The organism is Pseudescherichia sp. L3 (assembly GCF_024656065.1).
Classification (GTDB): domain Bacteria; phylum Pseudomonadota; class Gammaproteobacteria; order Enterobacterales; family Enterobacteriaceae; genus Pseudescherichia.
Genome location: NZ_JANKYC010000001.1, coordinates 456,283 through 481,953, shown reverse-complemented (window position 1 = coordinate 481,953; position 25,671 = coordinate 456,283). Strand labels below are relative to the sequence as shown.

Below are 25,671 nucleotides of genomic sequence, written 5' to 3'. Positions count from 1 at the left end.
TATGAAAATATTAATCGTAGAGGATGATACCCTGCTGTTGCAGGGGCTGATGCTGGCCATGCAGTCAGAGGGCTACGCCTGCGACGGCGTGAGCACCAGCCGGGAGGCCATGCTCAGCCTGGCGTCTGGGCACTATAGCCTGATTGTCCTCGACCTCGGGTTACCGGATGAAGATGGCCTGCATCTGTTGCAGCGGCTGCGGCGGGAGAAGGTCTCTCTGCCGGTGCTGATCCTGACCGCCCGCGATACAGTGGAGGATCGCATCTCCGGGCTGGACGCTGGCGCAGATGACTATCTGATTAAGCCTTTTGCGCTGGAGGAGCTTAACGCCCGTATCCGCGCGCTGCTGCGTCGCCATAATAACCAGGGCGACAGTGAAGTTGTCGTGGATGATCTGCGCCTGAACGTCAATACCCGTCAGGTGTGGCTGGCCGGGCACTCGATGGATCTGACCCCAAAAGAGTATGCCCTGCTGTCACGTCTGATGCTCAAGGCGGGCTGCCCGGTACATCGGGAGATCCTCTACAATGACATCTACAACTGGGATAACGAGCCGGCCACCAACACCCTTGAGGTACATATCCATAACCTGAGGGATAAGATTGGTAAAGATCGCATCCGCACGGTGCGTGGTTTTGGCTATCAGCTGATTAAGATGGAGCAGACAACCTAACCCTATGCCAGAGAAGATAAAAAAGAGGCTCTCCCCTGTCCGCTGGACCCTGCGCGGACGCCTGCTGCTGACCATTGGCTCAATCCTGGTGCTGTTTCAGCTCATCAGCGTCTTCTGGCTATGGCATGAGAGCAAAGAGCAGATCCAGCTGCTGGTGGAGAGCGCTATCTACAAGCACAACAACCATGCGCATATTGAGCGCGAGGTGCATGAGGCGGTTGCTAGCCTGCTGGTACCGAGCCTGTTTATTATCGGCATGGCCTTGCTCATCTGCATGCAGGCGGTAAAGCTCATCACCCGTCCGCTGCGCGATCTGCAGCGGGAGCTGGAGATCCGTACCTCTGATAACCTGCAGCCGATTGTGCTCAATAATACCTCGGCGGAGGTGGAAGCGGTCAGTTCAGCCATTAACCAGCTGGTGGCGCGCCTGAACCTGACGCTCGATCGCGAGCGGCTCTTCACAGCCGACGTGGCCCACGAGCTGCGCACCCCGCTGGCGGGACTGCGTCTGCACCTGGAGCTGCTGGCAAAAAGCCACCCTTCCGTTGATGTCAGCCGCCTGATCTTACGTATTGACCAGATGACGGAGAGCGTCTCCCAGCTGCTGCAGCTGGCGCGCATGGCGCAGTCGTTCTCGGCGGGCAGCTACCAGCAGGTGATGCTCATCCGCGACGTCATGCTGCCTCTGCAGGATGAGCTACAGACGATGCTGGGCACTCACCAGCAGACGCTGGTGCTGCCCGAGGATCAAGAGGACGTGGCGGTACGGGGGGACGCCGTTCAACTTCGGGTGCTGCTCAGGAACCTGGTGGAGAATGCGCACCGCTACAGCCCGGAGAAGAGCGTGATTACCCTCAAACTTGAGCAGACGCCTGCGCCGGTGCTGGCGGTGGAAGATGAAGGCCCCGGCGTGGACGAGGCGAAAAGCAAAGAGCTCAGCAAAGCCTTTGTGCGGATGGACAGCCGCTACGGCGGGATCGGACTGGGGCTGAGCATCGTCAGCCGCATCGCCCAACTGCACGATGCGCAGTTCTACCTGCATAACCGCGCACCCAAACCCGGCGTGCGGGCCTGGGTGCAGTTTCCGCCTGTTGTTTAAGCAGATTGTTTAGGCAGATCAGGAGGCGGCAATAAAGAGATCGCGAAGCTGATGGAGGCGGTCGCGCAGCTGCGCCGCCTCTTCGAACTCCAGGTTCTGCGCGTGCTGTAGCATCTGCGCCTCCAGTTCGTGGATTTTCTGTTGCAGCGCCTTCGGCGTCAGCGCCAGCTCTGACTCGTCCACCACCACTGGCGAACGGGACTTACCGCGTCCTTTGGCTTTGGTCTTAGCAATGTTCTCGCCCAGCGCCAGAATATCGACCACTTTCTTATTCAGGCCCTGCGGCGTAATGCCATGCTCTTCGTTGTACTCCTGCTGCTTCGCCCGACGCCGCTCGGTTTCACTGATGGCCCTCGCCATTGACGGCGTGATTTTATCCCCATAGAGGATGGCCTTGCCGTTCACGTTACGCGCCGCACGGCCAATGGTCTGGATCAGCGAGCGCTCCGAGCGCAGGAAGCCCTCTTTATCGGCGTCAAGGATCGCCACCAGCGACACCTCCGGCATGTCCAGCCCCTCGCGCAGCAGGTTGATGCCCACCAGCACGTTGAACTCGCCCAGACGCAGGTCGCGGATGATCTCCATACGCTCAACGGTGTCGATATCCGAGTGCAGATAGCGCACCTTCTCGCCGTGCTCCTCCAGATACTCGGTAAGATCCTCGGCCATGCGCTTGGTCAGCGTGGTGACCAGTACGCGCTCGTTAATGGCGACGCGCTTGCGGATCTCCGACAGCAGATCGTCCACCTGGGTACCCACCGGGCGGACTTCGATAATCGGGTCAAGCAGGCCAGTGGGGCGCACCACCTGATCGACAATCTCTTCCCCGGATTTCTCCAGCTCGTAGTTGCCCGGCGTCGCTGAGACATAGATGGTCTGCGGGGCTAACCCTTCGAACTCTTCAAACTTCATCGGACGGTTATCCAGTGCCGACGGCAGGCGGAAACCATACTCTACCAGCGTCTCTTTACGCGCCCGGTCGCCGCGGTACATGCCACCAATCTGCGGAATGGTGACGTGGGACTCGTCAATCACCAGCAGGCCGTCGGCAGGCAGGTAGTCAAACAGCGTCGGCGGTGCTTCGCCCGGCCCGCGCCCGGAGAGGTAGCGGGAGTAGTTCTCGATGCCCGAGCAGTAGCCCAGCTCGTTCATCATCTCAAGATCGAACTGGGTGCGCTGGGTAATGCGCTGCTCTTCCAGCAGCTTATTGTTGGCCAGCAGCGTCTTACGCCGGTCCGCCAGCTCGACCTTGATATCTTCCATCGCCTGCACGATGCGTTCGCGCGGGGTCACGTAGTGGGTCTTCGGATAGACGGTGTAGCGCTGAATAGTGGACTCAACGTGGCCGGTCAGCGGATCGAACAGCGACAGGCGCTCAACCTCCTCGTCAAACAGCTCAACGCGCAGCGCCACGTCGTCTGACTCCGCCGGGAAGATATCGATCACCTCGCCGCGCACGCGGAAGGTACCGCGCTGGAAGGCCTGATCGTTACGCGTATATTGCAGCTCCGACAGGCGGCGCAAAATATCGCGCTGGTTGATGATCATGCCAATGGTCAGGTGCAGCATCATCTTGAGGTAGAGATCGGGGTCGCCGAGGCCGTAGATAGCCGACACCGAAGCCACCACCACGACGTCACGGCGCTCCAGCAGCGCTTTGGTTGCCGAGAGACGCATCTGCTCGATGTGCTCGTTTACCGAGGCATCCTTCTCGATAAAGGTGTCGGAGCTCGGCACGTAGGCTTCGGGCTGATAGTAGTCGTAGTAGGAGACGAAGTACTCCACGGCGTTGTCCGGGAAAAACTCCTTCATTTCGCCATACAGCTGTGCCGCCAGGGTTTTGTTCGGCGCAAGCACCATCGTCGGCCGCTGTAGATCGGCGATCACGTTGGCAACGGTAAACGTCTTCCCTGAACCGGTTACCCCGAGCAGGGTCTGGTGCGCCAGTCCGTCCTCCAGCCCCTCTTTCAGGCGGCGGATGGCTTCTGGCTGATCGCCAGAGGGACGAAAAGCGGAATTCAGTTTGAATGGTTTACTCATGAATGGCTACCTGATGAAGGAATGAGCGGGCAGGTGAGTAATTTTACTCGCGGCGGCGGATTTTGCCAATAAATTATACTGGATGAAAACCCAGTGGCAGATAGGAATATCTGTGTTAGATAAGGCAATTTCAAGTGCCGTAAGGAAAATTTGCGTCTGGCGCAGAATTAAAAACTAAAAAAAATATCTTATCCCCAGAACTTTTTGCGATTTAACATTTGTCAAGTCGGGTGGTGAAAGTTTTGTGTCAGTGGATGACACTTTTCTTACACGCATTGCTTTTATTTAACGTATTGATTTTATAATAGTTATCTAAAAAGCCGCGTTTCGCATCAATTCATGCCTAAGCCGCGTGTTCTCTCGCTTTGCACGCGTTTTCTAACTCTAATGCACAAGGTTATCCACAGGAATAGTGGATAACTGTCGCCAGCCCGTACCCCCTGTGACTCAGCGAAAATCGCATTTTGCGAAACGGCACGCAGGTAAAAAAATTTTCCCACCATTTTTTATCGCATTCCGACGTGACTGCACCACCAAAAATCAGATCCGCCTGCATCTAGCACTAACAGCGTGCAGATGCAATCAGGCAGACCGGTGGAAAAGAGGAATTTAGCGTTTTTTCGTCATCCTGCTCTGAAAAACAGAGCATAACACGCTTCTGGCAAGGCTTTTGCAACATATCATTTACAGACCAGGTCCGGGAGATAAACCGATGTTGAGCTTACGTGCAGTGAATTATTATTACGGCGATCGGCATACGCTTTGGAATGTCGATCTCGATCTTATCCCGGGCACCTGCACCTGCGTAATGGGGCTGCCGGGTATGGGGAAAACGACGCTGGTCAACTGCATCTCTGGCTATCTGCCTGTGGAGAGCGGCAGCATGACCTGGCAGGAGGTCGGGGCGGCCCCGCTGAACCTGTTGCAGGTAAAGATGGAGGATCGTCCGGCGATGGGCATTGCCTGCGTACCGCAGGAAAAGCGGATCTTTTCCCAGCTTACGGTGGAGGAGAATTTACAGATCGCCTGGCTAGCGGTCGGCGAGCCAGGGAGCGCGGTGACACGGGATATCTACGATCTCTTTCCCGAACTGTATGCCCTGCGCCAGGTTAAGAGCGCCGGGCTATCAGAGGATAACCAGCATCAGCTGGCGCTGGCCCGGGCGCTGGTGACCCGTCCGCGCCTGCTGATCCTGGATGAGCCAACCCGCGGGCTGGGTCAGGCCTTTGTCCATAAGCTGGGTAACCTGCTGGTGCGCCTGAACCAGGAGTTCGGCATGACTATCCTGCTGGCGGAGCAGCACCTGACATTTGTACGCCGCGTCGCTGACCGCTTCTATCTTCTGCATCAGGGTCGCAACGTGGCCCAGGGAAGCGTTACACAGCTGGACGATCCGCTGCTTTCCCAGTGGATGACGCCGAACCTAACGCACTGAGATCGAGCCAGTGGCCGATGTCACTCTCAGGCGCGACGTTCTCCAGCCACGGGATCTCCCCGAGGAACGGCGCGGGCAGCATGCGCTTAAGCGTTGCCAGATACTCAGTGTGGCGTTGTCCTGGCGGCACCACATCGTTAGCAACCCAGCCCGCCAGCCGCAGCCCGGCCTGCTGCACCGCCTGGGCGGTCAGTACCGCATGGTTGATGCAGCCAAGCTTAACGCCCACCACTAAAATCACCGGCAGCTGCTCCTGAGTAGCCCAGTCGGCAAAGGTCAGGGTTTCTGAGAGCGGCGTAAACCATCCCCCGGCCCCCTCTACCAGCACCCACTCCGCCTGCGCCTCCAGCATGCGCAGCCCTGCCGAGAGCGTTTCGGCCTCAATAGGCTGTCCGAGGGCGGCGCTGACGATGTGCGGCGACGTGGGCTCAGCAAAGGTATACGGGTTCACGGCCTCGTAGCGCAGGGCCAGGGTACTGTTGTGCTGCAGGGCCAGCGCGTCACTGTTACGCAGTCCCTCTGGCGTCATCTCACTGCCCGAGGCGACCGGTTTGTAGCCTGCGGTTTGCCATCCTGCCTGGGCGGCGGCCTGCAACAGCGCACAGCTGGCTACCGTTTTCCCTACTTCCGTATCCGTGCCGGTAACAAAGTAACGTTCAGTCACGTTCAATAACTCCCCAAAAAAGTGAATAGGTCAGCAGGCATCTGCCCTGCTGCTGCGGCCACGCCAGCTGCAGGCGCTGAAGCTGACCGCGGGTCAGGGGCGTGTTATGCCTGCCAGCGTGCAGGTGCGTCGCGCCGATGCCCTTTAGCGAGCGCATGGCCGCCAGGGCATCGTCAAAGGCCAGCGTGACAGGCTCAATGCCCCACTGGCCGCGCCAGGCGCTAACGGTTTCCGCCAGCGTCTCTTCTGCTAAAAATCGATTTGCGTGAAGTCGGCTGTCTACCGCTTGCCAGGCCTGGTGCAGCTCCGGCAGCGATCCGCTCGCCAGGGTGGTAAAGGCCACCGCCCCGCCGGGGCGCACGACGCGATGCAGCGCCTTCAGCGCCTGGCCTAAATCGTTGCACCACTGCACAGCAAGGTTGCTCCAGGCGAGATCGAACCGGGCGTCGGCCAGAGGCAGCGCCTCAATATCCGCTGCAACATAGTGCTGGGCGGCCTGCTGACTCTGCGCCTGCCTGAGCATCGGCAGGGAGAGATCGAGGGCGGTGACTTCAGCCCCCGCGTCCCGCCAGTAGCGGCTCATGCTGCCCGGCCCACAGCCCGCGTCCAGCACGCTTGCAGGCCTGCGTTCACCCAGCTTCGCCAGCAGCAGATCCGCGCTCTGGCGCTGCAACTGAGCATGACTGTCGTAGCTCTGTGCCGCCCGGCCAAAGGCCGCTGCTACCGCACGCTTATTCACCAGACTCATGCAGGACCTCCAGCAGACGATCGATGTCCTCGGGCTGATGGGCCGCCGTCAGGGTCAGACGCAGGCGCGCCGTGCCTGCGGGGACGGTGGGAGGACGAATAGCGGTCACCCAGCACCCTTTCTGTCGCAGGCGCTCCGCCAGGCTCAGCGCCCGGCTGTTATCGCCAACGATCAGCGGCTGGATGGCGCTTTGGGAATGGGTGATGCGCCCCGGCAGCGCCGCTGCGCCATGGCGAAAGCGCTGAATGAGCCCGGCGAGCGCCGCCCGGCGTTGGTCGCCCTCCTCTCCCCGGATCACGCTCAGCGCGGCGCTGAGGGCCACGGCCTGGGCGGGAGGCATAGAGGTGCTGTAGATCAGATGGCGAGCAAACTGTTCGAAGTAGGTGGCAACCGCCTCGCTGCACAGCACCGCCGCGCCGCTGACGCCGAAGCCTTTGCCAAAGGTGACCACCAGCAGCTCGGGCTTCACCTCCTGCTGCTGGCAGCTACCGCGCCCTTTATGACCGGTGACGGCGATGCCGTGGGCATCATCTACCAGCAGCCAGGCCCCGGCGCGGCGTACCTGCTCGGCAATAGCGGCCAGCGGCGCGCTGTCGCCATCCATACTGAAGACGCCTTCGGTCACCGCCAGCTGCTGGCCGTCACAGGGTTTATCCAGCAGCGCGGCGAGCTGGCTGACGTCGTTATGAGCAAAGCGCCGCAGCTGAGCCGGACTGAAGCTGGCGGCTTCCAGCAGAGAGGCGTGGCTGAGCTTATCCGCCACGATGCGATCCTCTTTGCCGGTCAGGGCGGCAATCACCGCCTGGTTGGCGGCAAAGCCGGAGATAAACAGCAGCGCCCGAGGGTAGCCCAGCCACTCCGCCAGCTCGCTCTCCAGAGCATAATGCGCCCGGGTATAGCCGCTGACGTGCCCGGAGCCACCGCTGCCCACGCCGTACTGCTCCGCTCCCTGCTGCCAGGCACGCACGATAGCCGGGTGCTGGCTTAAGCCAAGATAATCATTGCTGGAGAAGTTGCAGTAGCGGCTGTCGCCCACCGTCAGCCAGCGCCCCGCGCCCTGCTCGACCACCCGGCGCGTACGCAGGGCGTCGGCGGCCCGCCGGGTCGCTAACGCGGTATCGATGCGCTGCTGCCAGCTCATAGTGCCGCCGCGTTGTAGAACTGGTCGGTGTCGGCGTTAAAGATCTGCTCCTCCAGCTTTTGCTGCTGCTCGTTATCGCCGGTCATCACGTCAGTCTGCTGCGGGTTCAGCCCAAGCTTGCGGAACAGCTGAACGTCTTTGTCCTCTTCCGGGTTCGGGGTGGTAAGCAGCTTGCAGCCGTAGAAAATGGAGTTGGCCCCGGCCATAAAGCACATCGCCTGGGTCTGCTCGTTCATCTGCTCGCGACCGGCGGAGAGGCGCACAAACGAGGTCGGCATCATGATACGCGCCACCGCGATGGTGCGAATAAAGTCGAAGGCGTCGACGTCGTCGTTATCCGCCAGCGGAGTGCCCTTGACCTTCACCAGCATGTTGATCGGCACGCTCTCCGGCGGCGTCGGCAGGTTAGCCAGCTGCAGCAGCAGGCCTGCGCGATCCTTGACCGTTTCGCCCAGGCCGACGATGCCGCCCGAGCAGACCTTGATCCCCGCGTCGCGTACCTTATCGAGGGTGTCGAGACGCTCCTGATAGGTACGGGTGGTAATGATGTTGCCGTAGAACTCCGGGGAGGTGTCGAGGTTGTGGTTGTAGTAGTCCAGCCCCGCCGACGCCAGCCGCTGAGCCTGAGTTTCGTCAAGGGTGCCGAGGGTCATGCAGGCTTCGAGGCCCATCGCTTTGACGCCCTGCACCATCTGCTCCAGATAAGGCATATCGCGCTCGTGCGGGTTCTTCCACGCTGCGCCCATACAGAAGCGGGTCGACCCGGCGTTTTTAGCCTTGCGGGCCGAGTCCAGCACCTGCTCCACCTCCATCAGGCGCTCCGTCTCCAGCCCGGTTTTGTAGCGCGAACTTTGCGGGCAGTATTTGCAATCTTCCGGACAGGCCCCGGTTTTGATCGACAGCAGGGTGCTGACCTGAACCTGGCGAGGGTCGAAGTGCTGACGATGAATGGTCTGCGCTTCAAACAGCAGGTCGAGCAGCGGTTTGTCAAACAGCTCGGTAACTTGCGACAGTGTCCAGCGTGCGTGGTGAGCCATGGGGCTTCTCCAAAAGGTGAAATGAGTTCATGTTTGGGTTATGATCGTAAACCTAAATCTTTTTAATTTGGTTTACAAGTCGATTATGACCCAGGACGATCTCGCCTTTGACCGCCGCCATATCTGGCACCCCTATACCTCCATGACCTCCCCGCTGCCGGTCTATCCCGTACAGTCTGCGCAGGGGTGCGAGCTTCAGCTTGCTTCCGGCGAGCAGCTGGTGGACGGCATGTCTTCGTGGTGGGCGGCCATCCACGGCTATAACCACCCGCACCTCAACGCAGCGATGAAAACGCAGATCGAGGCGATGTCGCACGTGATGTTTGGCGGCATTACCCATGCCCCGGCGGTGTCGCTCTGCCGTAAGCTGGTGGCAATGACACCCGAGGCGCTGGAGTGCGTCTTCCTGGCCGACTCTGGCTCGGTAGCGGTAGAGGTCTCGATGAAGATGGCCCTGCAATACTGGCAGGCAAAGGGGGAGTCGCGCCGTCGCTTTCTGACCTTCCGCCGGGGCTATCATGGCGATACCTTTGGTGCGATGTCGGCCTGCGATCCGGATAACTCCATGCACAGCCTGTGGGCAGGCTACCTGCCGGACAACCTCTTTGCCCCCGCGCCGGAGAGCCGCTTCGACGGCGAGTGGGACGAACGGGATATCGTGGGCTTTGCCCGCCTGATGGCCGCCCATCGCCATGAGATTGCCGCCGTTATCCTCGAGCCGATTGTGCAGGGCGCGGGCGGGATGCGCCTCTACCATCCAGAGGTGCTTAAGCGCATCCGCCGGATGTGCGACCGGGAGGGGATCCTGCTGATCGCCGATGAGATCGCCACCGGCTTTGGCCGTACCGGCAAACTCTTTGCCTGCGAGCATGCGGACATTACTCCGGATATTCTTTGCCTCGGCAAAGCGCTGACCGGCGGAACGATGACCCTGTCGGCGACGCTCACCACCCGCGCGGTGGCTGAAACCATTAGCAACGGCGAAGCAGGCTGCTTTATGCACGGCCCGACCTTTATGGGTAATCCGCTGGCCTGCGCAGTGGCGAACGCCAGCCTTGAGCTACTAGCGCGCGGCGAGTGGCAGGTGCAGGTTGCCGCCATCGAGGCGCAGCTGAAACGCGAGCTGGCTCCGGCGAGAGCCGCAGAGACGGTGGCCGACGTGCGGGTGCTGGGAGCTATTGGCGTAATCGAAACCCACCAGCCGGTGAACATGGCCGCTCTGCAGCGCTTTTTTGTCGAGCAGGGGGTGTGGATCCGCCCCTTTGGCAAGCTGATCTACCTGATGCCGCCCTATGTTATCTCACCGGAACAGCTCAGTAAGCTAACGGACGCGGTGCTGGCGGCGGTGGCTCATCCCGCACATTTTGCGCCCTGAGAACGCACGGGCTATTCTAGCCTTAGGGTTGACCACTCACAGAGGAACGACAATGAGACTTATCAGCCAGGACATTCGCGAGGGCGAAAAGCTACATAATCGCCATGTTTTTAACGGCATGGGCTACGAAGGCGACAATATTTCGCCGCATCTGGCATGGGACGAGGTGCCGCCGGGCTGCAAAAGCTTTGCCGTCACCTGCTACGATCCCGACGCGCCTACCGGCTCCGGCTGGTGGCACTGGGTGGTGGTCAATCTGCCTGCCGATACCCGCGTGCTGCCACAGGGATCCGGCTCGTCGCTGGTTCCACTGCCCGAGGGCGCGCTGGAAACCCGCACCGACTACGGTAAGGCCGGATACGGCGGCGCGGCACCGCCGAAGGGGAGAACCCACCGCTATATCTTCACCGTTCACGCCCTGGACGTAGAGAAGCTGGACGTCGATGCCGATGCCAGCGGGGCGATGGTTGGATTTAATATCCACTTTCACTCTCTCGATCGTGCATCGATCACCGCCCTTTATAGCTAATCAACACGATATTGAAGCCGATTCACACAATCGGCTTCCCGTTTCGCTCAACTTAGTATAAAAAAGCAGGCTTGATAGCAACTTATTTAACTATTACGTCTGGAGTACCTCTTGAACACATTTTCGGTTTCCCGTCTGACGCTGGCCCTGGCTTTTGGCGTGACGCTGACTGCCTGCAGCTCAACGCCGCCGGATCAGCGTCCTTCCACGCAGGCCGCCCCCGGTAACGCAGCGCGTCCGGTGCTGTCTGCTAACGAAGCGCAGAACTTTGTCCCAGCTCACTACTTCTCATCGATGGATCAGAACGCGGCCCCGTGGAGCCCGTCCGCTATTCGTCTGCCTGCACAGCCGACCTTCGTTGTTGGCCCGGCGGGCACCGCGGGCGTGACGCACACCTCTATCCAGGCGGCGGTTGATGCAGCCATCAACAAGCACACCAGCGAACGCCAGTACATTGCCGTTCTGCCGGGTGAGTATGAAGGCACCGTATTTGTTCCCGCTGCACCGGGCAGCCTGACGATTTACGGTACCGGCGACAAAGCCGCCGAGGTGAAGATTGGCCTGGCCGTGGATTCCGAAATTGATGGCAACAGCTGGCGTCGTCTGGTTAACCCAGGCGGGAAATATATGCCGGGTAAACCGGCGTGGTATATGTTTGATACCTGCCAGCGTAAAGGCAGCGCCAGCGTAGGCGTGATGTGTTCAGCGGTCTTCTGGTCGCAGAATAACGGTCTGCAGCTGCAGAACCTGACCATTGAGAACAACCTTGGCGACAGCGTTGATGCCGGTAACCACCAGGCCGTGGCCCTGCGCAGCGATGGCGATAAGGTACAGATCAACAACGTCAACATTCTGGGTCGCCAGAACACCTTCTTCGTGACCAACAGCAGCGTGGATAACACCCTGCGGAACGATCGTCAGACCCGTACCCTGGTCACCAACAGCTACGTTGAGGGCGATGTGGATATCGTTGCTGGCCGTGGCGCGGTGGTCTTTGATAACACCGATTTCCGCGTAGTGAACTCCCGCACCCAGCAGGAAGCCTACGTCTTTGCCCCGGCTACGCTCTCTAATATCTTCTACGGCTTCCTGGCTACCAACAGCCGCTTTACCGCGGCCAGTGACGGCGTAGCCCAGCTCGGCCGCTCGATGGACGTTGATCAGGCGACCAACGGCCAGGTGGTGATCCGCGACAGCGTGATCAACGAAGGCTTCAACATGGCCAAACCCTGGGGCGATGCCGCCGTGTCTAAACGTCCGTTCTCCGGCAACACCGGCGCGGTGGACGATAAAGGCAACGTCACACGTAACCTGAACGACGCCAGCTTTAACCGCATGTGGGAGTTCAACAACCGCGGCGTAGGTAGCCAGGTTGTCGAAGCACCGAAGCAGTAACCCGCCTTAACGCCCGGCGGCGCAACGCTTGCCGGGCCTACTCAGTCTGAACGTAACCTCTCCCATTTCTATCCTTTTAGGTATTGCACGTCGTGTAACACCGATCTAGAATATTACACGTCATGTAACAGGGATAGGATCATGATCACGTCATTCAAACACAAAGGGCTGAAACAACTTTTTGAAAAGGGGATTGTTTCTGGAATTCCAGCACAGGATGCTGAGCGAATTAATGACCGCCTGCAGGCTATCGACACGGCCAACGAGATTGGCGAGCTGAACCGTCAGATCTATAAGCTGCACCCGTTGAAAGGGGAGCGCGAGGGCTACTGGTCAATTACAGTGCGAGCAAACTGGCGCATCACATTTCAATTTATTAACGGGGATGCGTATATTTTGAATTATGAGGATTATCACTAATGAGACAGTTTAAAATTTCCCATCCGGGCGAAATTATCGCTAGAGAGTTAGAGGAACTGGGCATTAGTGGTCGTCGGTTTGCGCTTAATATCGGTGTAACTCCCGCTACGGTATCGCGCTTTCTGGCTGGCAAAACCGCCATAACGCCTTCGCTGGCAATTCGTATTGCTGCCGCGCTAGGCAGTACACCTGAATTTTGGCTGCGCCTGCAGAGTGCTTACGATCTTCGCCAGCTCGAAAATCAGATCGATACATCCCGTATTGTCCTGTATGGCGACAGAAATGAGAAGTCGCCCGGCGGTGCAACGCTTGCCGGGCCGACCAAACCGCAATAGCGTTATTCGTGTAGGCCGGGCAAACGCAGTGCCGCCCGGCGTTACGGTGCTAACCCGTTAGTGTGCGTGCACCACCACCCACATCGGCCCCTGCCCGACGGCATAACGGCCCTTCTCTTCCAGCAGACCCTGCGCGCCCTGAATCGCATACAGCGCGATATGGTGCGACTTCTGCCCTGCGGCAATCAGGTACTTACCGCTGTGGTCGATGTTGAAGCCGCGCGGCTGGGTTTCGGTCGGCTGGTAGCCTTCTACGGCCAGCACGCTACCATCTTCCGAGACGCTAAAGATCGTCACGATGCTGGCGGTACGGTCGCAGGCGTAGAGGTGACGTCCGTCCGGCGTAATGTGAATATCCGCCGCCCAGCGGGTATCAGCGAAGTCGGCAGGCATCATATCCAGGGTCTGCACGCACTCGATTTGACCGTGGGCATTGCTAAGCTGCCACACGTCTACCGAGCCGTTGAGTTCGTTAACGCAGTAGGCGTACTGCTGGTTCGGGTGGAACGCCATATGGCGCGGACCGGCCCCTTCAACGGTGGTCACTTCAGCCGGGGTCTGCGCGGTAAGCTGGCCGTTATCGCCAAGGGTAAACAGGCAGATACGATCCTGCTTCAGCGCCGGTACCCACAGGGTGGCGTTATCCGGGGAGATATTGGCCGAGTGGCACCCGTCCAGCCCCTCCACCAGGGCAGTAATTTCGCCCGGCAGGCCGTCATTGAGCGGGGTAACGCTGACGCTGCCCGCGTTGTAGGAGGCGGTAAAGAGAAAGCGGCCCTGGCGATCGGTGGAGATATGCGTCGGGCTACCGGACAGCGGCGCTTCTGCGTTAAAGGTCAGCGCGCCATCTTCCGGTGCGATGCGGTAGGCCAGCACGCGAAACTCCGGACGCACGCCAACATAGAGAAAGCGCTTGTCTGGGCTAACCACCATCGGCTGCACCTGGCCCGGGACGTCAACGACCTGCACCAGAGTCAGCGCACCTTCGTCGTTCAGACGCCAGACGTGGATCTGCTGGCTCTCGGGGCTGGCGGTATAAACGGTTTGCTGCATAAATTCTCCTTGATCGCAAAAGCAGTGAAGTAGATAACCACGATAGTCTTTTTTAGCGCTGAATGCTCTATTTCTGCCCGACGTTTTGCCAGGCCGTCATGCCGGTGTACCATGCGTAACGAGTTGAATTTCATTCTCTACCTGGAACCCGACATGACCTCGCGAGTTATAGCCCTGGATTTAGACGGCACGCTGCTGACCCCCACAAAGACCCTGCTCCCCTCTTCGCTTCAGGCGCTGGCGCGCGCCAGGGAAGCGGGCTTCACGCCACTGATTGTGACCGGCCGACACCATGTTGCCATTCATCCTTTTTATCAGGCACTGGCCCTCGATACACCTGCAATTTGCTGTAACGGCACCTATTTGTATGATTATCAGGCAAAAAAGGTGCTTGAGTCCGATCCGCTCCCGGTGGATCAGGCGCTGCAACTCATTGATATGCTCAATGAGCATAATGTTCACGCCCTGATGTATGTTGATGATGCCATGGTGTACGAGACGCCTACCGGACACGTGCTGCGCACCATGAACTGGGCGCAGTCCCTGCCGCCGGAGCAGCGCCCGGTCTTTACCCAGGTCGGTTCGCTGGCGCAGACCGCCCGCGAGGTGAACGCGGTCTGGAAGTTTGCCCTTACCGATGAGGACAGCGCCAAACTTAACGCCTTCGCCCTTGAGGTTGAACAGCAGCTTGGCCTGGAGTGTGAGCGTTCATGGCACGATCAGATCGATATTGCCCGCCAGGGCAACAGCAAAGGCAAGCGCCTGGCTCAGTGGGTTGCTTCTCAGGGGCTGTCAATGCAGGACGTGGTGGCCTTTGGCGATAACTTTAATGATATCAGCATGCTGCAGGCGGCGGGCATGGGTGTAGCGATGGGTAATGCGGCAGACGAGGTGAAAGCCCACGCCAACGTGGTGATTGGCGATAACACCACCGATACCATCGCCGAGTTTATCTATACCCACCTGCTGTGATCAGGTGGTGATCGAGACGCTCTTGATCTGCGCGTAGAGCCACAGGCCAGGCTTGATGCCTAGCTCATCCCTCGCCCATGGGCTGATGCGCGCCCAGAGCGTGCGGCTGCCCACCTCCAGCTGAACCTCAACCTGGCCCTGGTCGTCATAGCACTGGGCCACCTTCGCCCGCAGGATATTACGGATGCTGCTGTTGACCGGCGGCTGCAACACCAGCGACACGTCCGAGGCCTGGATGCGAATACGCAGCGCCGTCTGTAATGGGCTATCGAGCTTGTTGACCCACAGGTGCTGATCTCCCAGCGCCAGCGCGGTCATGGCATAGTGCGGATGGTGCTCCAGCACGCTGACCTTCAGCACGCTGCTCTGCTGCTCTGGCGGCAGCCACGGGTTCATCACCCGGCTACCCCAAATATCCTCGAGGTTGCCAAAGGCTTTTACCTCTCCCGCCTCGAGCACCATCACCTTATCGGCAAGATGCAGGATCTCATCCAGCGAGTGACTCACGTAGAGCATCGGGATATTAATCTCCCGCGCCAGCCGTTGCAGGTAGGGCATCAGCTCGCGCTTGCGGGGGATATCCAGCGAGGCCAGCGGCTCGTCGAGCAGCAGCAGCTCGGGGGCAGTAAGCAGCGCCCGGCCAATCGCCACCCGCTGTTTCTCCCCGCCGGAGAGGCTCCCCGGCAGTCTGTCGAGCAGCGGCTCGATGCCCAGCAGGGTCACCAGCCGGTCAAACTGTCCGGCCATGCTTTTCGCCATGCCGTAGCGCAGGTTGCCGAGCACCTTATAGTGGGGAAAGAGACGCGCATCCTGGAAGACGTAGCCGATCCGGCGCTTCTCTGGCGGCAGGCAGATGTTTTTTTCGGTATCGTTCAGCACCCGCTCATTGAGCACGATGCGCCCCTGCTGCGGGCGCGTCAGGCCGCCGACGGCGTTAATCAGCGAGGTTTTCCCCGCTCCGGAGACGCCAAAGATGGCGGTGATACCGCTGGCGGGCAAATTCGCCGCAACGCGCAGCCGGTGCGTGCCCAGCGTCTGGGTAAAATCGAGTTCCAACATGATCTATCTCCCCGTCCGCTCGCGGCTAAGCCGCGCCAGCCACTCGGACACCAGCAGCGAAATCAGCGCCAGCACGATAGAGATCAGGCAGAGCCGCGCCGCCGCGCTTTCGCCGCCGGGGGTCTGGATCAGGGTGTACATCGCCGATGGAATAGTGCGCGTTTCGCCGGGGATGTTAGAGACAAAGGTGATGGTTGCACCAAACTCGCCGAGGGAGCGGGCAAAAGCCAGCACCGTCCCGACAATAATACCGGGCAGGGTGAGCGGCAGGGTGATGGTCATAAAGACCCGCCAGCGCCCGGCCCCAAGGGTACGCGCCGCCTGCTCCAGCTTGAGATCGACCCCCTCAAGTGCCAGGCGAATAGCCCGCACCATCAGCGGGAACGACATGACCGCCGCTGCCAGCACCGCGCCACGCCAGCTAAAGGCAAAGGTCAGGCCGAACCAGTCGTAGAGCCACTCGCCGATAAAACCCCGGCGACCCATCGCCACCAGCAGCAGGTAACCCACCACTACCGGAGGCAGCACGAGCGGCAGGTGCAGCAGACTATCGAGCAGGGCTTTGCCTGGAAACGTACAGCGGACCAGCAGCCAGGCAAAGAAGATCCCAAAGGGCAAGCTGAAGAAAACAGCCAGGGAGGAGACTTTCAGGCTCAGCAACACCGCCTGCCATTCGGGATCGGTCAATATCATTCGTGCGTCGTAAATCCGTAACGTTTAAAGATTTCAGAAGCCTGCGGGCCTTTCAGATAGTCATAAAACGCGCTTACCGTGGCGTTTTTATGCCCGTCGATGATAGCCAGCGGGTATTCCACCTTTTTATGTGAATCTTCCGGGAAGGTGCCGACCACCTTCACGCCCTTGCTGGCCACTGCATCAGAGCCGTAGACAATGCCCAGCGGGGCTTCGTTGCGCTCTACCAGTGCCAGTGCGCCACGGACGTCCTCTGCCGGAGCGAGCTTCGGCGACAGCGTATCCCAGGCACCCAGCTTCTGTAACGCCTCTTTGGCGTAGATGCCTGCCGGAACGTGCTCTGGATCGCCTACTGCCAGACGGCCCCCGTTCAGCAGGCGGGTCCAGTTGGTTTTATCGTTAATTGCGATCTCACCCTGGGCGCTGGCTTTTGGGGCGACTACCACCAGACTGTTACCGAGCAGCGTTTCACGGCTGGCGGTATCAATCGCTTTCTTCTCTACCGCGTAATCCATCCACTTCTGATCGGCAGAGATAAAGAGATCGGCAGGCGCACCGGCCTCAATCTGGCGCGCCAGCGTTGAGGAGGAGGCAAACGAAGAGACGACCTTAACTTTTTTCTCTTTCGTATAGGCGGTAGCGATATCCTGCATCGCGTTGGTCAGCGACGCGGCAGCAAATACCGTGATTTTTCCCTCATCCGCCAGAGCATGCCCTGCCAGCGTGAGCGTTAATGTTGCGCCTGCTAACAAGCGTAATCCCGAACGTGCCATATCTGACTCCTGTAAGTATCGTTATATACTTCACAATATAACGATAACCCTCGGGTTTTTACAGGGATAATTTGTACCGCTTAAGCGGTAACCCCGGTATAAAACAGATATCGGCAACGGATAAAAAAGCTTGAATAGCAAAACGCCCGCGGCTGCGGGCGTTTTTAAGAAACTAACGGGACTCTCTGGACCGATCTTTGTGACCAATGCCGGAAAAAATGTTGAACACTTCGCCGAGGCCGTAGATTGCCCCCAGAATGATGGCCATCACAACGGGTACCATGATCACCGCGAATGCCAGACTTTTCAGTAACTCTAACATGGTCTACTCCAGATATAGTGAAGTTATCATTCTAACCTGGTGGCGCGGAATTACACGTCCCTTTTGTGCGATGCCCATTGCGCCGGTGCGCATTTACGGCACAATACCCCTTTTGCAAGGATTGACTATGCAGGCTGAAATCCTCCTTACCCTCCGGCTCCAGCAGCGGCTGTTTGCCGATCCCCGACGCATTGCTCTCCTCAAACAGATAGAACAGACCGGCTCCATAAGCCAGGGCGCAAAGAACGCCGGCATCAGCTATAAAAGCGCCTGGGACGCCATCAACGAGATGAACCAGCTCAGCGAGCAGCCGCTGGTTGACCGCGCAACCGGCGGTAAAGGCGGCGGCGGTGCGCAGCTGACACGCTACGGCCAGCGGCTGATCCAGCTTTACGAGCTGCTGGCGCAGATCCAGCAGAAAGCCTTTGACGTGCTCAGTGATGACGATGCCCTCCCCCTTAACAGCCTGCTGGCGGCCATCTCCCGCTTCTCATTGCAGACCAGCGCCCGTAATCAATGGTTCGGCACGGTCATCGGCCGGGATAATTCTCACGTCCAGCAGCACGTCGACGTTCTGCTGGCGGATGGCACGACCCGGCTGAAGGTTGCCCTGACCGCCCGCAGCGGCGAGCGTCTTGGGCTGGACGAAGGCAAAGAGGTGCTGGTGCTGTTAAAAGCGCCGTGGGTGAACATCACCCAGGAGAGCGCCGCTGCCGCCGGGGCCGATAACCAGCTGCCGGGACGCATCAGCCACGTTGAACACGGCGAGGCGCACAGTGAAGTGCTGATGACCCTGCCGGACGGGCAGACGCTGTGTGCTACCGTCGCGCGAGAGAAGGCGGACCAACTGGTGGTAGAGAGCGACGCGATCGCCTACTTCAGCGCTGACCGGGTTATCGTCGCCACACTCTGCTAAGCCGCTGGCATTGACAATCCCGTCGGCAGCACGTATCTCTGTGCACTACTGCTGCAAAAAATGGGATACGTCATGTCGTTATTGCATATTTCGCAAGGCACGTTTCGTCTTAGCGATACACGCACGCTCGCTATCAGCGACCTTACCCTGCGCGCCGGAGAGAGCTGGGCCTTTGTCGGCACCAACGGCAGCGGCAAATCGGCCCTCGCCAGAGCGCTGGCCGGTGAGCTTACCCTGCTAAAAGGCACGCGCGAAAGCACCTTCGCCCGCGTCACCCGTCTCTCATTTGAGCAGCTGCAGAAGCTGGTCAGCGACGAGTGGCAGCGGAACAACACCGATCTGCTCAGCCCTGGCGAAGAGGATACCGGCCGCACTACGGCGCAGATTATCCAGGATGAGGTCAAGGATCCGGCACGCTGCGCCGATCTGGCCGCCCGCTTCGGCATTAGCGCTCTGCTCGATCGCCGCTTCAAATATCTTTCTACTGGCGAGACGCGTAAGACCCTGCTGTGCCAGGCGCTGATGACCGATCCCGAGCTATTGATTTTGGACGAGCCTTTTGACGGGCTGGACGTTGCCTCTCGCGCCCAGCTGGCGGATCTGCTGGGTCAGCTCAGTGCCCAGGGCATCACCCTCGTGCTGGTGCTTAACCGCTTCGACGAGATCCCGGATTTTGTCGCTAACGCCGGAGTGCTGGTGGATTGCACGCTGAGCGAAACCGGCGCGAAGCAGACCCTGCTGGAGCAGGCCCTGATTGCCCAGCTGGCGCACAGCGAGACGCTGGCGGGCGTGGCTTTGCCGCCGCCGGATGCGCCCCCCGCCCACCACCTGCTGGCCGCGGATAGGCCGCGCATTGTGCTTAACGATGGCGTGGTCTCCTACAACGATCGACCCATCATTAACCACCTAAGCTGGACCGTGAACCCCGGCGAACACTGGCAGATCGTTGGCCCCAACGGGGCGGGAAAATCGACCCTGCTTAACCTGATCACCGGCGATCATCCGCAGGGTTACAGCAACGACCTGATCCTGTTTGGCATACGCCGGGGCAGCGGGGAGACCATCTGGGATATCAAAAAGCATATCGGCTACGTCAGCAGCAGCCTGCATCTGGAGTACCGGGTCAGCACCACGGTGCGTAACGTGATCCTCTCCGGCTACTTTGACTCGATTGGTATCTACCAGGCGGTGTCGGATAAACAGCAGAAGCTGGTTCAGGAGTGGTTAGATATTTTAGGCATCGATGCCCGCACCGCCGACGCCCCTTTCCATAGTCTTTCCTGGGGACAGCAGCGGCTGGCGTTGATCGTCCGGGCGCTGGTCAAACATCCTACCCTGCTGATCCTCGATGAACCTTTGCAGGGGCTCGATCCGCTTAACCGCCAGCTGATCCGCCGCTTTGTTGACGTGCTGATAGGCCAGGGCGAAACCCAGCTGCTGTTCGTCTCCCATCACGCCCAGGACGCTCCCGCCTGTATTACCCACCGGCTGCACTTTGTACCCGAGGGTGATGGCTATACCTACCTGATTGACCAGCCAGCTTAGACCGTTTGGCTGGCATTTTTCAGACCAGGCGCATAATCGCGCTTTAATTGCTTGATTTTTAATAGCATTTAAAGCGCCATTTCCGTTACGTGCTTTTAGTGTAAGCGATTCCACTACTTTCGTTCATGTCACACTTTTTACATCTCTGTTATGCTATCGTTATTAGATAACATATGGTTAATGGAGCCAAACATGCGAGTTCTGGTTACAGGTGGTAGCGGTTACATCGGCAGTCATACCTGCGTACAGCTGCTACAAAACGGTCACGACGTCGTTATTCTCGACAACCTCTGCAACAGTAAGCAAAGTGTCCTGCCGGTCATCGCCCGCCTGGGCGGTAAAGAGGCCACCTTTATCGAGGGCGATATCCGCAACGAAGCGCTGCTGGCCGATGTGCTTCGCGAGCAGGCTATCGATACGGTGATCCATTTTGCTGGCCTGAAGGCGGTAGGCGAATCCGTCGCGAAGCCGCTGGAGTACTACGATAACAACGTCAACGGTACCCTGCGCCTGGTGGCTGCCATGCGTGCAGCTAACGTCAAAAACCTTATCTTTAGCTCCTCGGCTACCGTCTACGGCGATCAGCCGAAGATCCCTTACGTTGAGAGCTTCCCCACCGGTACGCCGCAAAGCCCCTACGGCAAAAGCAAGCTGATGGTGGAGCAGATCCTTACCGACCTGCAAAAAGCCGACCCGGAGTGGAGCATTGCCCTGCTGCGCTACTTCAACCCGGTTGGCGCGCATCCGTCGGGTGATATGGGCGAAGATCCGCAGGGTATTCCAAATAACCTGATGCCCTACATCGCTCAGGTGGCGGTAGGCCGTCGCGAGTCGCTGGCTATCTTCGGCAACGACTACCCAACCGAAGACGGCACCGGCGTACGGGACTACATCCACGTGATGGACCTGGCCGACGGTCACGTAGCCGCCATGCAGACGCTGGCCGGTAAAGCTGGCGTGCATATCTATAACCTGGGCGCAGGCGTGGGCAGCAGCGTGCTGGACGTGGTTAACGCTTTCAGCAAAGCCTGCGGCAAACCTATTACCTATCACTTTGCCCCGCGCCGCGAAGGCGATCTGCCTGCCTACTGGGCCGACGCCAGCCGCGCCGATAAAGAGCTGAACTGGCGCGTTACCCGCTCTCTCGATGAGATGGCGCAGGACACCTGGCGCTGGCAGTCCCGTCACCCGCAGGGCTATGCGGATTAAGGAGGATCCTATGACACAGTTTAACCCGGTCGATCACCCCCATCGTCGCTACAATCCGCTGACCGGTCAGTGGATCCTGGTTTCCCCCCACCGCGCCAAGCGTCCGTGGCAGGGCGCGCAGGAGACACCGTCCCAGCAGACGCTGCCCGCGCACGATCCGGACTGCTTCCTTTGCCCTGGCAATACTCGCGTAACCGGCGATAAAAACCCGGACTACAGTGGCACCTTCGTGTTCACCAACGACTTTGCCGCCCTGGTGAGCGACACGCCGGATGCGCCTGAGAGCGACGATCCGCTGATGCGCTGCCAAAGCGCCCGCGGCGTTAGCCGGGTGATCTGCTTCTCGCCGGATCATAGCAAAACCCTGCCGGAGCTGAGCCTCCCGGCGCTGGAAGAGGTCGTCCAGACCTGGCAGGCGCAGACCGCCGAGCTGGGTGAGACCTACCCCTGGGTGCAGGTGTTTGAGAATAAAGGCGCGGCGATGGGCTGCTCTAACCCCCATCCGCACGGTCAGGTCTGGGCCAACAGCTTCCTGCCCAACGAAATTGAGCGTGAGGACCGCCTGCAGCGGGACTATTTTGCCGCCAACGGCGCACCGATGCTGCTGGACTATGTGAAGCGCGAGCTGGCCGACGGCAGCCGCACCGTGGTCGAGACCGAACACTGGCTGGCGGTGGTGCCCTACTGGGCAGCGTGGCCGTTCGAGACGCTGCTGCTGCCGAAAGCCCCGGTGCTGCGCATTACCGATCTCAGCGACGATCAGCGCAGCGACCTCGCCCTGGCCCTGAAAAAGTTAACCAGCCGCTATGACAACCTGTTCCAGTGCTCCTTCCCCTACTCCATGGGCTGGCACGGGGCACCGTTTAACGGCGAAGAGAATTCACACTGGCAGCTGCACGCCCACTTCTATCCGCCTCTGCTGCGCTCCGCGACGGTGCGCAAGTTTATGGTCGGCTACGAGATGCTGGCGGAGACCCAGCGCGATCTGACGGCGGAACAGGCCGCCGAGCGCCTGCGGGCGGTCAGTGATATCCATTTTCGCGAATCAGGAGTTTAACCATGAGTCTGAAAGAAAAAACACAATCTCTGTTTGCTGAGAAATTCGGCTACCCTGCCACGCATACGTTTCAGGCTCCGGGCCGCGTCAACCTGATCGGCGAACATACCGACTACAACGACGGCTTCGTACTGCCGTGCGCCATCGACTACCAGACGGCGATCAGCGCCGCGCCGCGTACGGATCGCACCGTACGCGTTATCGCCGCCGACTACGACAACCAGACCGACGAGTTCTCTCTCGATGCACCGATCCTCGCTCACGACAGCCAACAGTGGTCGAACTACGTGCGTGGCGTGGTGAAGCACCTGCTCAACCGCGATAAGAGCTTTGGCGGCGCAGATCTGGTGATCAGCGGCAACGTACCGCAGGGCGCGGGATTGAGCTCATCGGCCTCGCTGGAGGTTGCCGTGGGTACGGTCTTCCAGCAGCTTTATCACCTGCCGCTGGACGGAGCGCAGATTGCCCTCAACGGCCAGGAGGCAGAGAACCAGTTCGTGGGCTGCAACTGCGGCATCATGGATCAGCTGATCTCTGCCCTCGGCAAAAAAGATCATGCTCTGCTGCTCGACTGTCGCACGCTGGGCACCCGCGCGGTCTCCATGCCGCAGGGCGTGGCGGTGATCATCATCAACAGCAACTTCAAACGCACCCTGGTTGGCAGCGAGTACAACACCCGCCGCGAGCAGTGTGAAACCGGCGCGCGCTTCTTCCAGCAGCCTGCCCTGCGCGACGTCTCCCTGGAGCAGTTCAACGCCGTAGCCGCCGAGCTGGATCCGCTTGTCGCCAAACGCGTACGCCACGTGCTGACTGAAAACCAGCGCACCCTGGAAGCGGCCGACGCGCTGGAAAAAGGCGATCTGCAGCGGATGGGCGAGCTGATGGCGGCCTCCCATGCCTCTATGCGCGATGATTTCGAGATCACCGTGCCGCAGATCGATACCCTGGTTGAGATTGTTAAGGAGACCATTGGCGACAAAGGCGGCGTGCGCATGACCGGCGGCGGCTTCGGCGGCTGCATCGTGGCGCTGGTGCCGGAAGCGCTGGTTTCCCAGGTTCAGGACGCGGTGGCGGCACAGTATGAAGCCAAAACCGGCATCAAAGAGACCTTCTACGTCTGCAAAGCATCAGAGGGGGCCGGACAGTGCTAAACGAAACCCCTGCGCTGGCCCCGGACGGGCTGGCATACCGCTTAATCACCCTGCGTAACAACGCGGGGATGGTGGTTACCCTGATGGACTGGGGCGCGACCCTGCTCTCTGCCCGTGTGCCGATGCCGGACGGCTCGGTGCGTGAAACGCTGCTGGGCTGCAATACGCCCCAGCGCTACGTGGAGCAGACCGCCTATCTGGGCGCATCGGTAGGCCGCTACGCCAACCGCATCGCCAAAAGCCGCTTCACCCTTGACGGTCAGAGCTACTCGCTGCTGCCGAGCCAGGGCGAAAACCAGCTTCACGGCGGGCCAGAAGGCTTTGATAAGCGCCGCTGGCGCATCGTGCGTAAGAATGACAGCGAAGCGCTGCTGAGTTTGACCTCCCCCGACGGCGACCAGGGTTATCCTGGCAACCTGAATGCCAGCGCCCTCTTCCGCCTGACGGGGGATAACCGCATTGCGATTGAGTACCGCGCCACAGTGGATAAACCCTGCCCGGTAAACCTGACCAATCACGCTTACTTCAACCTTAACGGCGTGCAGTCGGACGTGCGCGACCACCAGCTGCAGCTGCTGGCCGATGCGTACCTGCCCGTGGATGAGACCGGTATTCCTTACCAGGAGCTGAAAGCGGTTGAAGGTACCAGCTTCGACTTCCGCCAGCCGAAAACCATCGCGGATGATTTTTTACAGGATGACGATCAGCGGAAGGTGAAGGGTTACGATCACGCCTTCCTGCTCCAGGCGAAGGGCGATCTCAGCCAGCCCGCGGCGCACCTCTGGTCGGCGGATAAGAAGCTGCAGATGAGCGTCTATACCACCGCGCCAGCGCTGCAGTTCTACTCCGGCAACTATCTGGAAGGCACCCCAGCCCGCGAGCAGGGCGAGTACAGCGCGTATCAGGGGCTTGCTCTGGAGAGCGAATTCCTGCCGGATAGCCCGAACCACCCGGAGTATCCGCAGCCTGATGTCACCCTGCACCCCGGCGTGGAGTACGTGAGCGTTACCGAATATCAGTTTATTCCGCAGTAACCGTACAGCCCCGTTTTAACGGGGCTTTTTTTGCGCATCCTGCTGAAATAAGCACCGTTTACCGACAAAATCCTAACCCCGATTTCACAAGCACCTTACACTGCGCCACTATTTTCGCTATGGTAATGGTTATGCGTTGCTGCTGGCGTCGCCTCGGCAATATAATGAGAATTGTTATCATTCAATCAGGTTTATTAAGGAGAGAGTATGGCTGTTACTAAGCTCGTTCTGGTTCGTCATGGCGAAAGCCAGTGGAACAACGAAAACCGCTTCACCGGCTGGTACGATGTTGACCTGTCCGAGAAAGGCGTGAGCGAAGCAAAATCAGCAGGTAAGCTGCTGAAAGAAGAAGGCTTCAGCTTTGATTTTGCCTACACTTCCGTGCTGAAACGCGCCATCCACACTCTGTGGAACGTCCTTGATGAACTCGATCAGGCCTGGCTGCCGGTAGAGAAATCCTGGAAATTGAACGAGCGTCACTACGGTGCGCTGCAGGGCCTGAACAAAGCGGAAACCGCTGAGAAGTACGGTGACGAGCAGGTTAAGCAGTGGCGTCGCGGCTTCGCGGTGACTCCGCCGGCGCTGACCAAAGACGACGAGCGCTTCCCGGGTCACGATCCGCGTTACGCATCCCTGACCGAGCAGGAGCTGCCGCTGACCGAGAGCCTGGCGCTGACCATCGATCGCGTGATCCCTTACTGGAATGAAACCATTCTGCCGCGCCTGAAAAGCGGCGAGCGCGTGATCATTGCCGCTCACGGTAACTCCCTGCGTGCGCTGGTGAAGTACCTGGACGACATGGGTGAAGATGAGATCCTTGAGCTGAACATCCCGACTGGCGTACCGCTGGTGTATGAGTTTGACGAAAACTTCAAGCCGATCAAACACTACTATCTGGGCAACGCTGACGAAATCGCTGCAAAAGCGGCGGCGGTAGCAAACCAGGGTAAAGCGAAGTAATGCAAGCTTGCCCGGCGGCATAGTGCTGCCGGGCAT

General features: G+C 59.5%; 26 protein-coding genes. 16 read left to right on the top strand and 10 right to left on the bottom strand.

Going from position 1 to position 25,671, the window contains the following annotated elements:
- Position 1: 1 nt before the first annotated feature.
- Entirely contained in the window at positions 2 to 673 is a 672-nt protein-coding gene (gene pmrA / locus NR795_RS02380; protein WP_257756981.1) for a two-component system response regulator PmrA, read from the top strand.
- A gap of 4 nt (positions 674 to 677) precedes the next feature.
- Positions 678 to 1,772: a two-component system sensor histidine kinase PmrB gene (pmrB, locus tag NR795_RS02375; protein ID WP_257756980.1), complete on the top strand. Its 1,095-nt coding sequence runs from the start codon at positions 678 to 680 to the stop codon at positions 1,770 to 1,772.
- Between the two features lie 18 nt (positions 1,773 to 1,790).
- On the opposite strand, the gene uvrB is transcribed toward pmrB, so the two are convergent.
- Positions 1,791 to 3,812 carry an excinuclease ABC subunit UvrB gene (uvrB, locus tag NR795_RS02370; RefSeq protein WP_154057303.1) on the bottom strand — a complete coding sequence of 674 codons (2,022 nt, stop codon included), beginning with the start codon at positions 3,810 to 3,812 and terminating at the stop codon, positions 1,791 to 1,793.
- A gap of 712 nt (positions 3,813 to 4,524) precedes the next feature.
- Here uvrB and NR795_RS02365 point away from each other — a divergent pair.
- Positions 4,525 to 5,247 (top strand): ABC transporter ATP-binding protein, encoded by a 723-nt coding sequence (locus NR795_RS02365; protein WP_257756979.1) that lies wholly within the window; start codon positions 4,525 to 4,527, stop codon positions 5,245 to 5,247.
- Here the strand turns inward: NR795_RS02365 and bioD are convergent.
- The 4 genes from bioD to bioB are packed head-to-tail and all read right to left on the bottom strand — an operon-like array spanning position 5,189 to position 8,837.
- Positions 5,189 to 5,911, bottom strand: a complete 723-nt coding sequence (gene bioD / locus NR795_RS02360; protein ID WP_257756978.1) for a dethiobiotin synthase — start codon at positions 5,909 to 5,911, stop codon at positions 5,189 to 5,191. The two genes, NR795_RS02365 and bioD, sit on opposite strands and share 59 nt — an antisense overlap.
- Complete coding sequence (gene bioC, locus NR795_RS02355; protein WP_257756977.1) at positions 5,904 to 6,659, bottom strand: malonyl-ACP O-methyltransferase BioC; 756 nt, start codon at positions 6,657 to 6,659, stop codon at positions 5,904 to 5,906. The genes bioD and bioC overlap by 8 nt, the downstream gene beginning before the upstream one ends.
- Positions 6,643 to 7,800 (bottom strand): 8-amino-7-oxononanoate synthase, encoded by a 1,158-nt coding sequence (bioF, locus tag NR795_RS02350; protein ID WP_257756976.1) that lies wholly within the window; start codon positions 7,798 to 7,800, stop codon positions 6,643 to 6,645. Before bioF ends, bioC begins: the two co-directional genes overlap by 17 nt.
- Positions 7,797 to 8,837, bottom strand: a complete 1,041-nt coding sequence (bioB, locus tag NR795_RS02345) for a biotin synthase BioB (RefSeq protein ID WP_257756975.1) — start codon at positions 8,835 to 8,837, stop codon at positions 7,797 to 7,799. Before bioB ends, bioF begins: the two co-directional genes overlap by 4 nt.
- 85 nt (positions 8,838 to 8,922) lie before the next feature.
- Between bioB and bioA the strand changes: the two genes are divergently transcribed.
- The 5 genes from bioA to NR795_RS02320 all read left to right on the top strand — a co-directional run bounded on the left by bioA (position 8,923) and on the right by NR795_RS02320 (position 12,891).
- Positions 8,923 to 10,212, top strand: a complete 1,290-nt coding sequence (gene bioA / locus NR795_RS02340; protein ID WP_257758261.1) for an adenosylmethionine--8-amino-7-oxononanoate transaminase — start codon at positions 8,923 to 8,925, stop codon at positions 10,210 to 10,212.
- A 52-nt stretch (positions 10,213 to 10,264) separates the two neighbouring features.
- Entirely contained in the window at positions 10,265 to 10,741 is a 477-nt protein-coding gene (locus tag NR795_RS02335) for a kinase inhibitor (RefSeq protein WP_144813411.1), read from the top strand.
- A gap of 111 nt (positions 10,742 to 10,852) precedes the next feature.
- Positions 10,853 to 12,136 (top strand): putative acyl-CoA thioester hydrolase, encoded by a 1,284-nt coding sequence (locus tag NR795_RS02330; RefSeq protein ID WP_257756972.1) that lies wholly within the window; start codon positions 10,853 to 10,855, stop codon positions 12,134 to 12,136.
- A gap of 141 nt (positions 12,137 to 12,277) precedes the next feature.
- Positions 12,278 to 12,556, top strand: a complete 279-nt coding sequence (locus NR795_RS02325) for a type II toxin-antitoxin system RelE/ParE family toxin (protein ID WP_257756970.1) — start codon at positions 12,278 to 12,280, stop codon at positions 12,554 to 12,556.
- The gene (locus tag NR795_RS02320) at positions 12,556 to 12,891 is read left to right on the top strand and encodes a HigA family addiction module antitoxin (protein WP_238083828.1); all 336 of its coding nucleotides are present in this window, start codon (positions 12,556 to 12,558) and stop codon (positions 12,889 to 12,891) included. Before NR795_RS02325 ends, NR795_RS02320 begins: the two co-directional genes overlap by 1 nt.
- 57 nt (positions 12,892 to 12,948) lie before the next feature.
- On the opposite strand, the gene pgl is transcribed toward NR795_RS02320, so the two are convergent.
- On the bottom strand, positions 12,949 to 13,944 hold the full coding sequence (gene pgl, locus NR795_RS02315) for a 6-phosphogluconolactonase (protein WP_257756967.1): 996 nt from the start codon (positions 13,942 to 13,944) through the stop codon (positions 12,949 to 12,951).
- Between the two features lie 153 nt (positions 13,945 to 14,097).
- Here pgl and NR795_RS02310 point away from each other — a divergent pair, with 153 nt between their 5' ends.
- A complete protein-coding gene (locus NR795_RS02310) occupies positions 14,098 to 14,916 on the top strand; it encodes a pyridoxal phosphatase (protein WP_144813424.1) in 819 nt (272 codons plus the stop codon).
- Here NR795_RS02310 and modC read toward each other — a convergent pair whose 3' ends face one another.
- From modC to NR795_RS02290, 4 genes are all read right to left on the bottom strand, one after another.
- A complete protein-coding gene (gene modC / locus NR795_RS02305; protein ID WP_257756964.1) occupies positions 14,917 to 15,975 on the bottom strand; it encodes a molybdenum ABC transporter ATP-binding protein ModC in 1,059 nt (352 codons plus the stop codon).
- 3 nt (positions 15,976 to 15,978) lie between these two features.
- Positions 15,979 to 16,668 (bottom strand): molybdate ABC transporter permease subunit, encoded by a 690-nt coding sequence (gene modB, locus NR795_RS02300; protein ID WP_144813431.1) that lies wholly within the window; start codon positions 16,666 to 16,668, stop codon positions 15,979 to 15,981.
- Complete coding sequence (modA, locus tag NR795_RS02295) at positions 16,665 to 17,441, bottom strand: molybdate ABC transporter substrate-binding protein (RefSeq protein ID WP_257756962.1); 777 nt, start codon at positions 17,439 to 17,441, stop codon at positions 16,665 to 16,667. Before modA ends, modB begins: the two co-directional genes overlap by 4 nt.
- Before the next feature lie 172 nt (positions 17,442 to 17,613).
- Positions 17,614 to 17,763, bottom strand: coding sequence for an AcrZ family multidrug efflux pump-associated protein (locus tag NR795_RS02290; RefSeq protein WP_144813437.1), 150 nt, complete (start codon positions 17,761 to 17,763; stop codon positions 17,614 to 17,616).
- Between the two features lie 127 nt (positions 17,764 to 17,890).
- On the opposite strand from NR795_RS02290, the gene modE reads away from it, so the two are divergent.
- The 7 genes from modE (at position 17,891) to gpmA (ending at position 25,635) form a co-directional block, all read left to right on the top strand.
- On the top strand, positions 17,891 to 18,679 hold the full coding sequence (gene modE / locus NR795_RS02285) for a molybdenum-dependent transcriptional regulator (protein ID WP_257756961.1): 789 nt from the start codon (positions 17,891 to 17,893) through the stop codon (positions 18,677 to 18,679).
- A gap of 72 nt (positions 18,680 to 18,751) precedes the next feature.
- Entirely contained in the window at positions 18,752 to 20,224 is a 1,473-nt protein-coding gene (gene modF / locus NR795_RS02280) for a molybdate ABC transporter ATP-binding protein ModF (RefSeq protein WP_257756959.1), read from the top strand.
- A gap of 192 nt (positions 20,225 to 20,416) precedes the next feature.
- Positions 20,417 to 21,433: a UDP-glucose 4-epimerase GalE gene (gene galE, locus NR795_RS02275; RefSeq protein ID WP_042392200.1), complete on the top strand. Its 1,017-nt coding sequence runs from the start codon at positions 20,417 to 20,419 to the stop codon at positions 21,431 to 21,433.
- A gap of 10 nt (positions 21,434 to 21,443) precedes the next feature.
- Positions 21,444 to 22,490 carry a galactose-1-phosphate uridylyltransferase gene (galT, locus tag NR795_RS02270; RefSeq protein WP_257756957.1) on the top strand — a complete coding sequence of 349 codons (1,047 nt, stop codon included), beginning with the start codon at positions 21,444 to 21,446 and terminating at the stop codon, positions 22,488 to 22,490.
- A gap of 2 nt (positions 22,491 to 22,492) precedes the next feature.
- Positions 22,493 to 23,641, top strand: coding sequence for a galactokinase (gene galK / locus NR795_RS02265; protein WP_144813453.1), 1,149 nt, complete (start codon positions 22,493 to 22,495; stop codon positions 23,639 to 23,641).
- A complete protein-coding gene (gene galM, locus NR795_RS02260; RefSeq protein ID WP_257756955.1) occupies positions 23,635 to 24,675 on the top strand; it encodes a galactose-1-epimerase in 1,041 nt (346 codons plus the stop codon). Before galK ends, galM begins: the two co-directional genes overlap by 7 nt.
- 207 nt (positions 24,676 to 24,882) lie before the next feature.
- Positions 24,883 to 25,635: a 2,3-diphosphoglycerate-dependent phosphoglycerate mutase gene (gene gpmA, locus NR795_RS02255; protein ID WP_042392192.1), complete on the top strand. Its 753-nt coding sequence runs from the start codon at positions 24,883 to 24,885 to the stop codon at positions 25,633 to 25,635.
- The last annotated feature ends 36 nt before the right edge of the window (positions 25,636 to 25,671 follow it).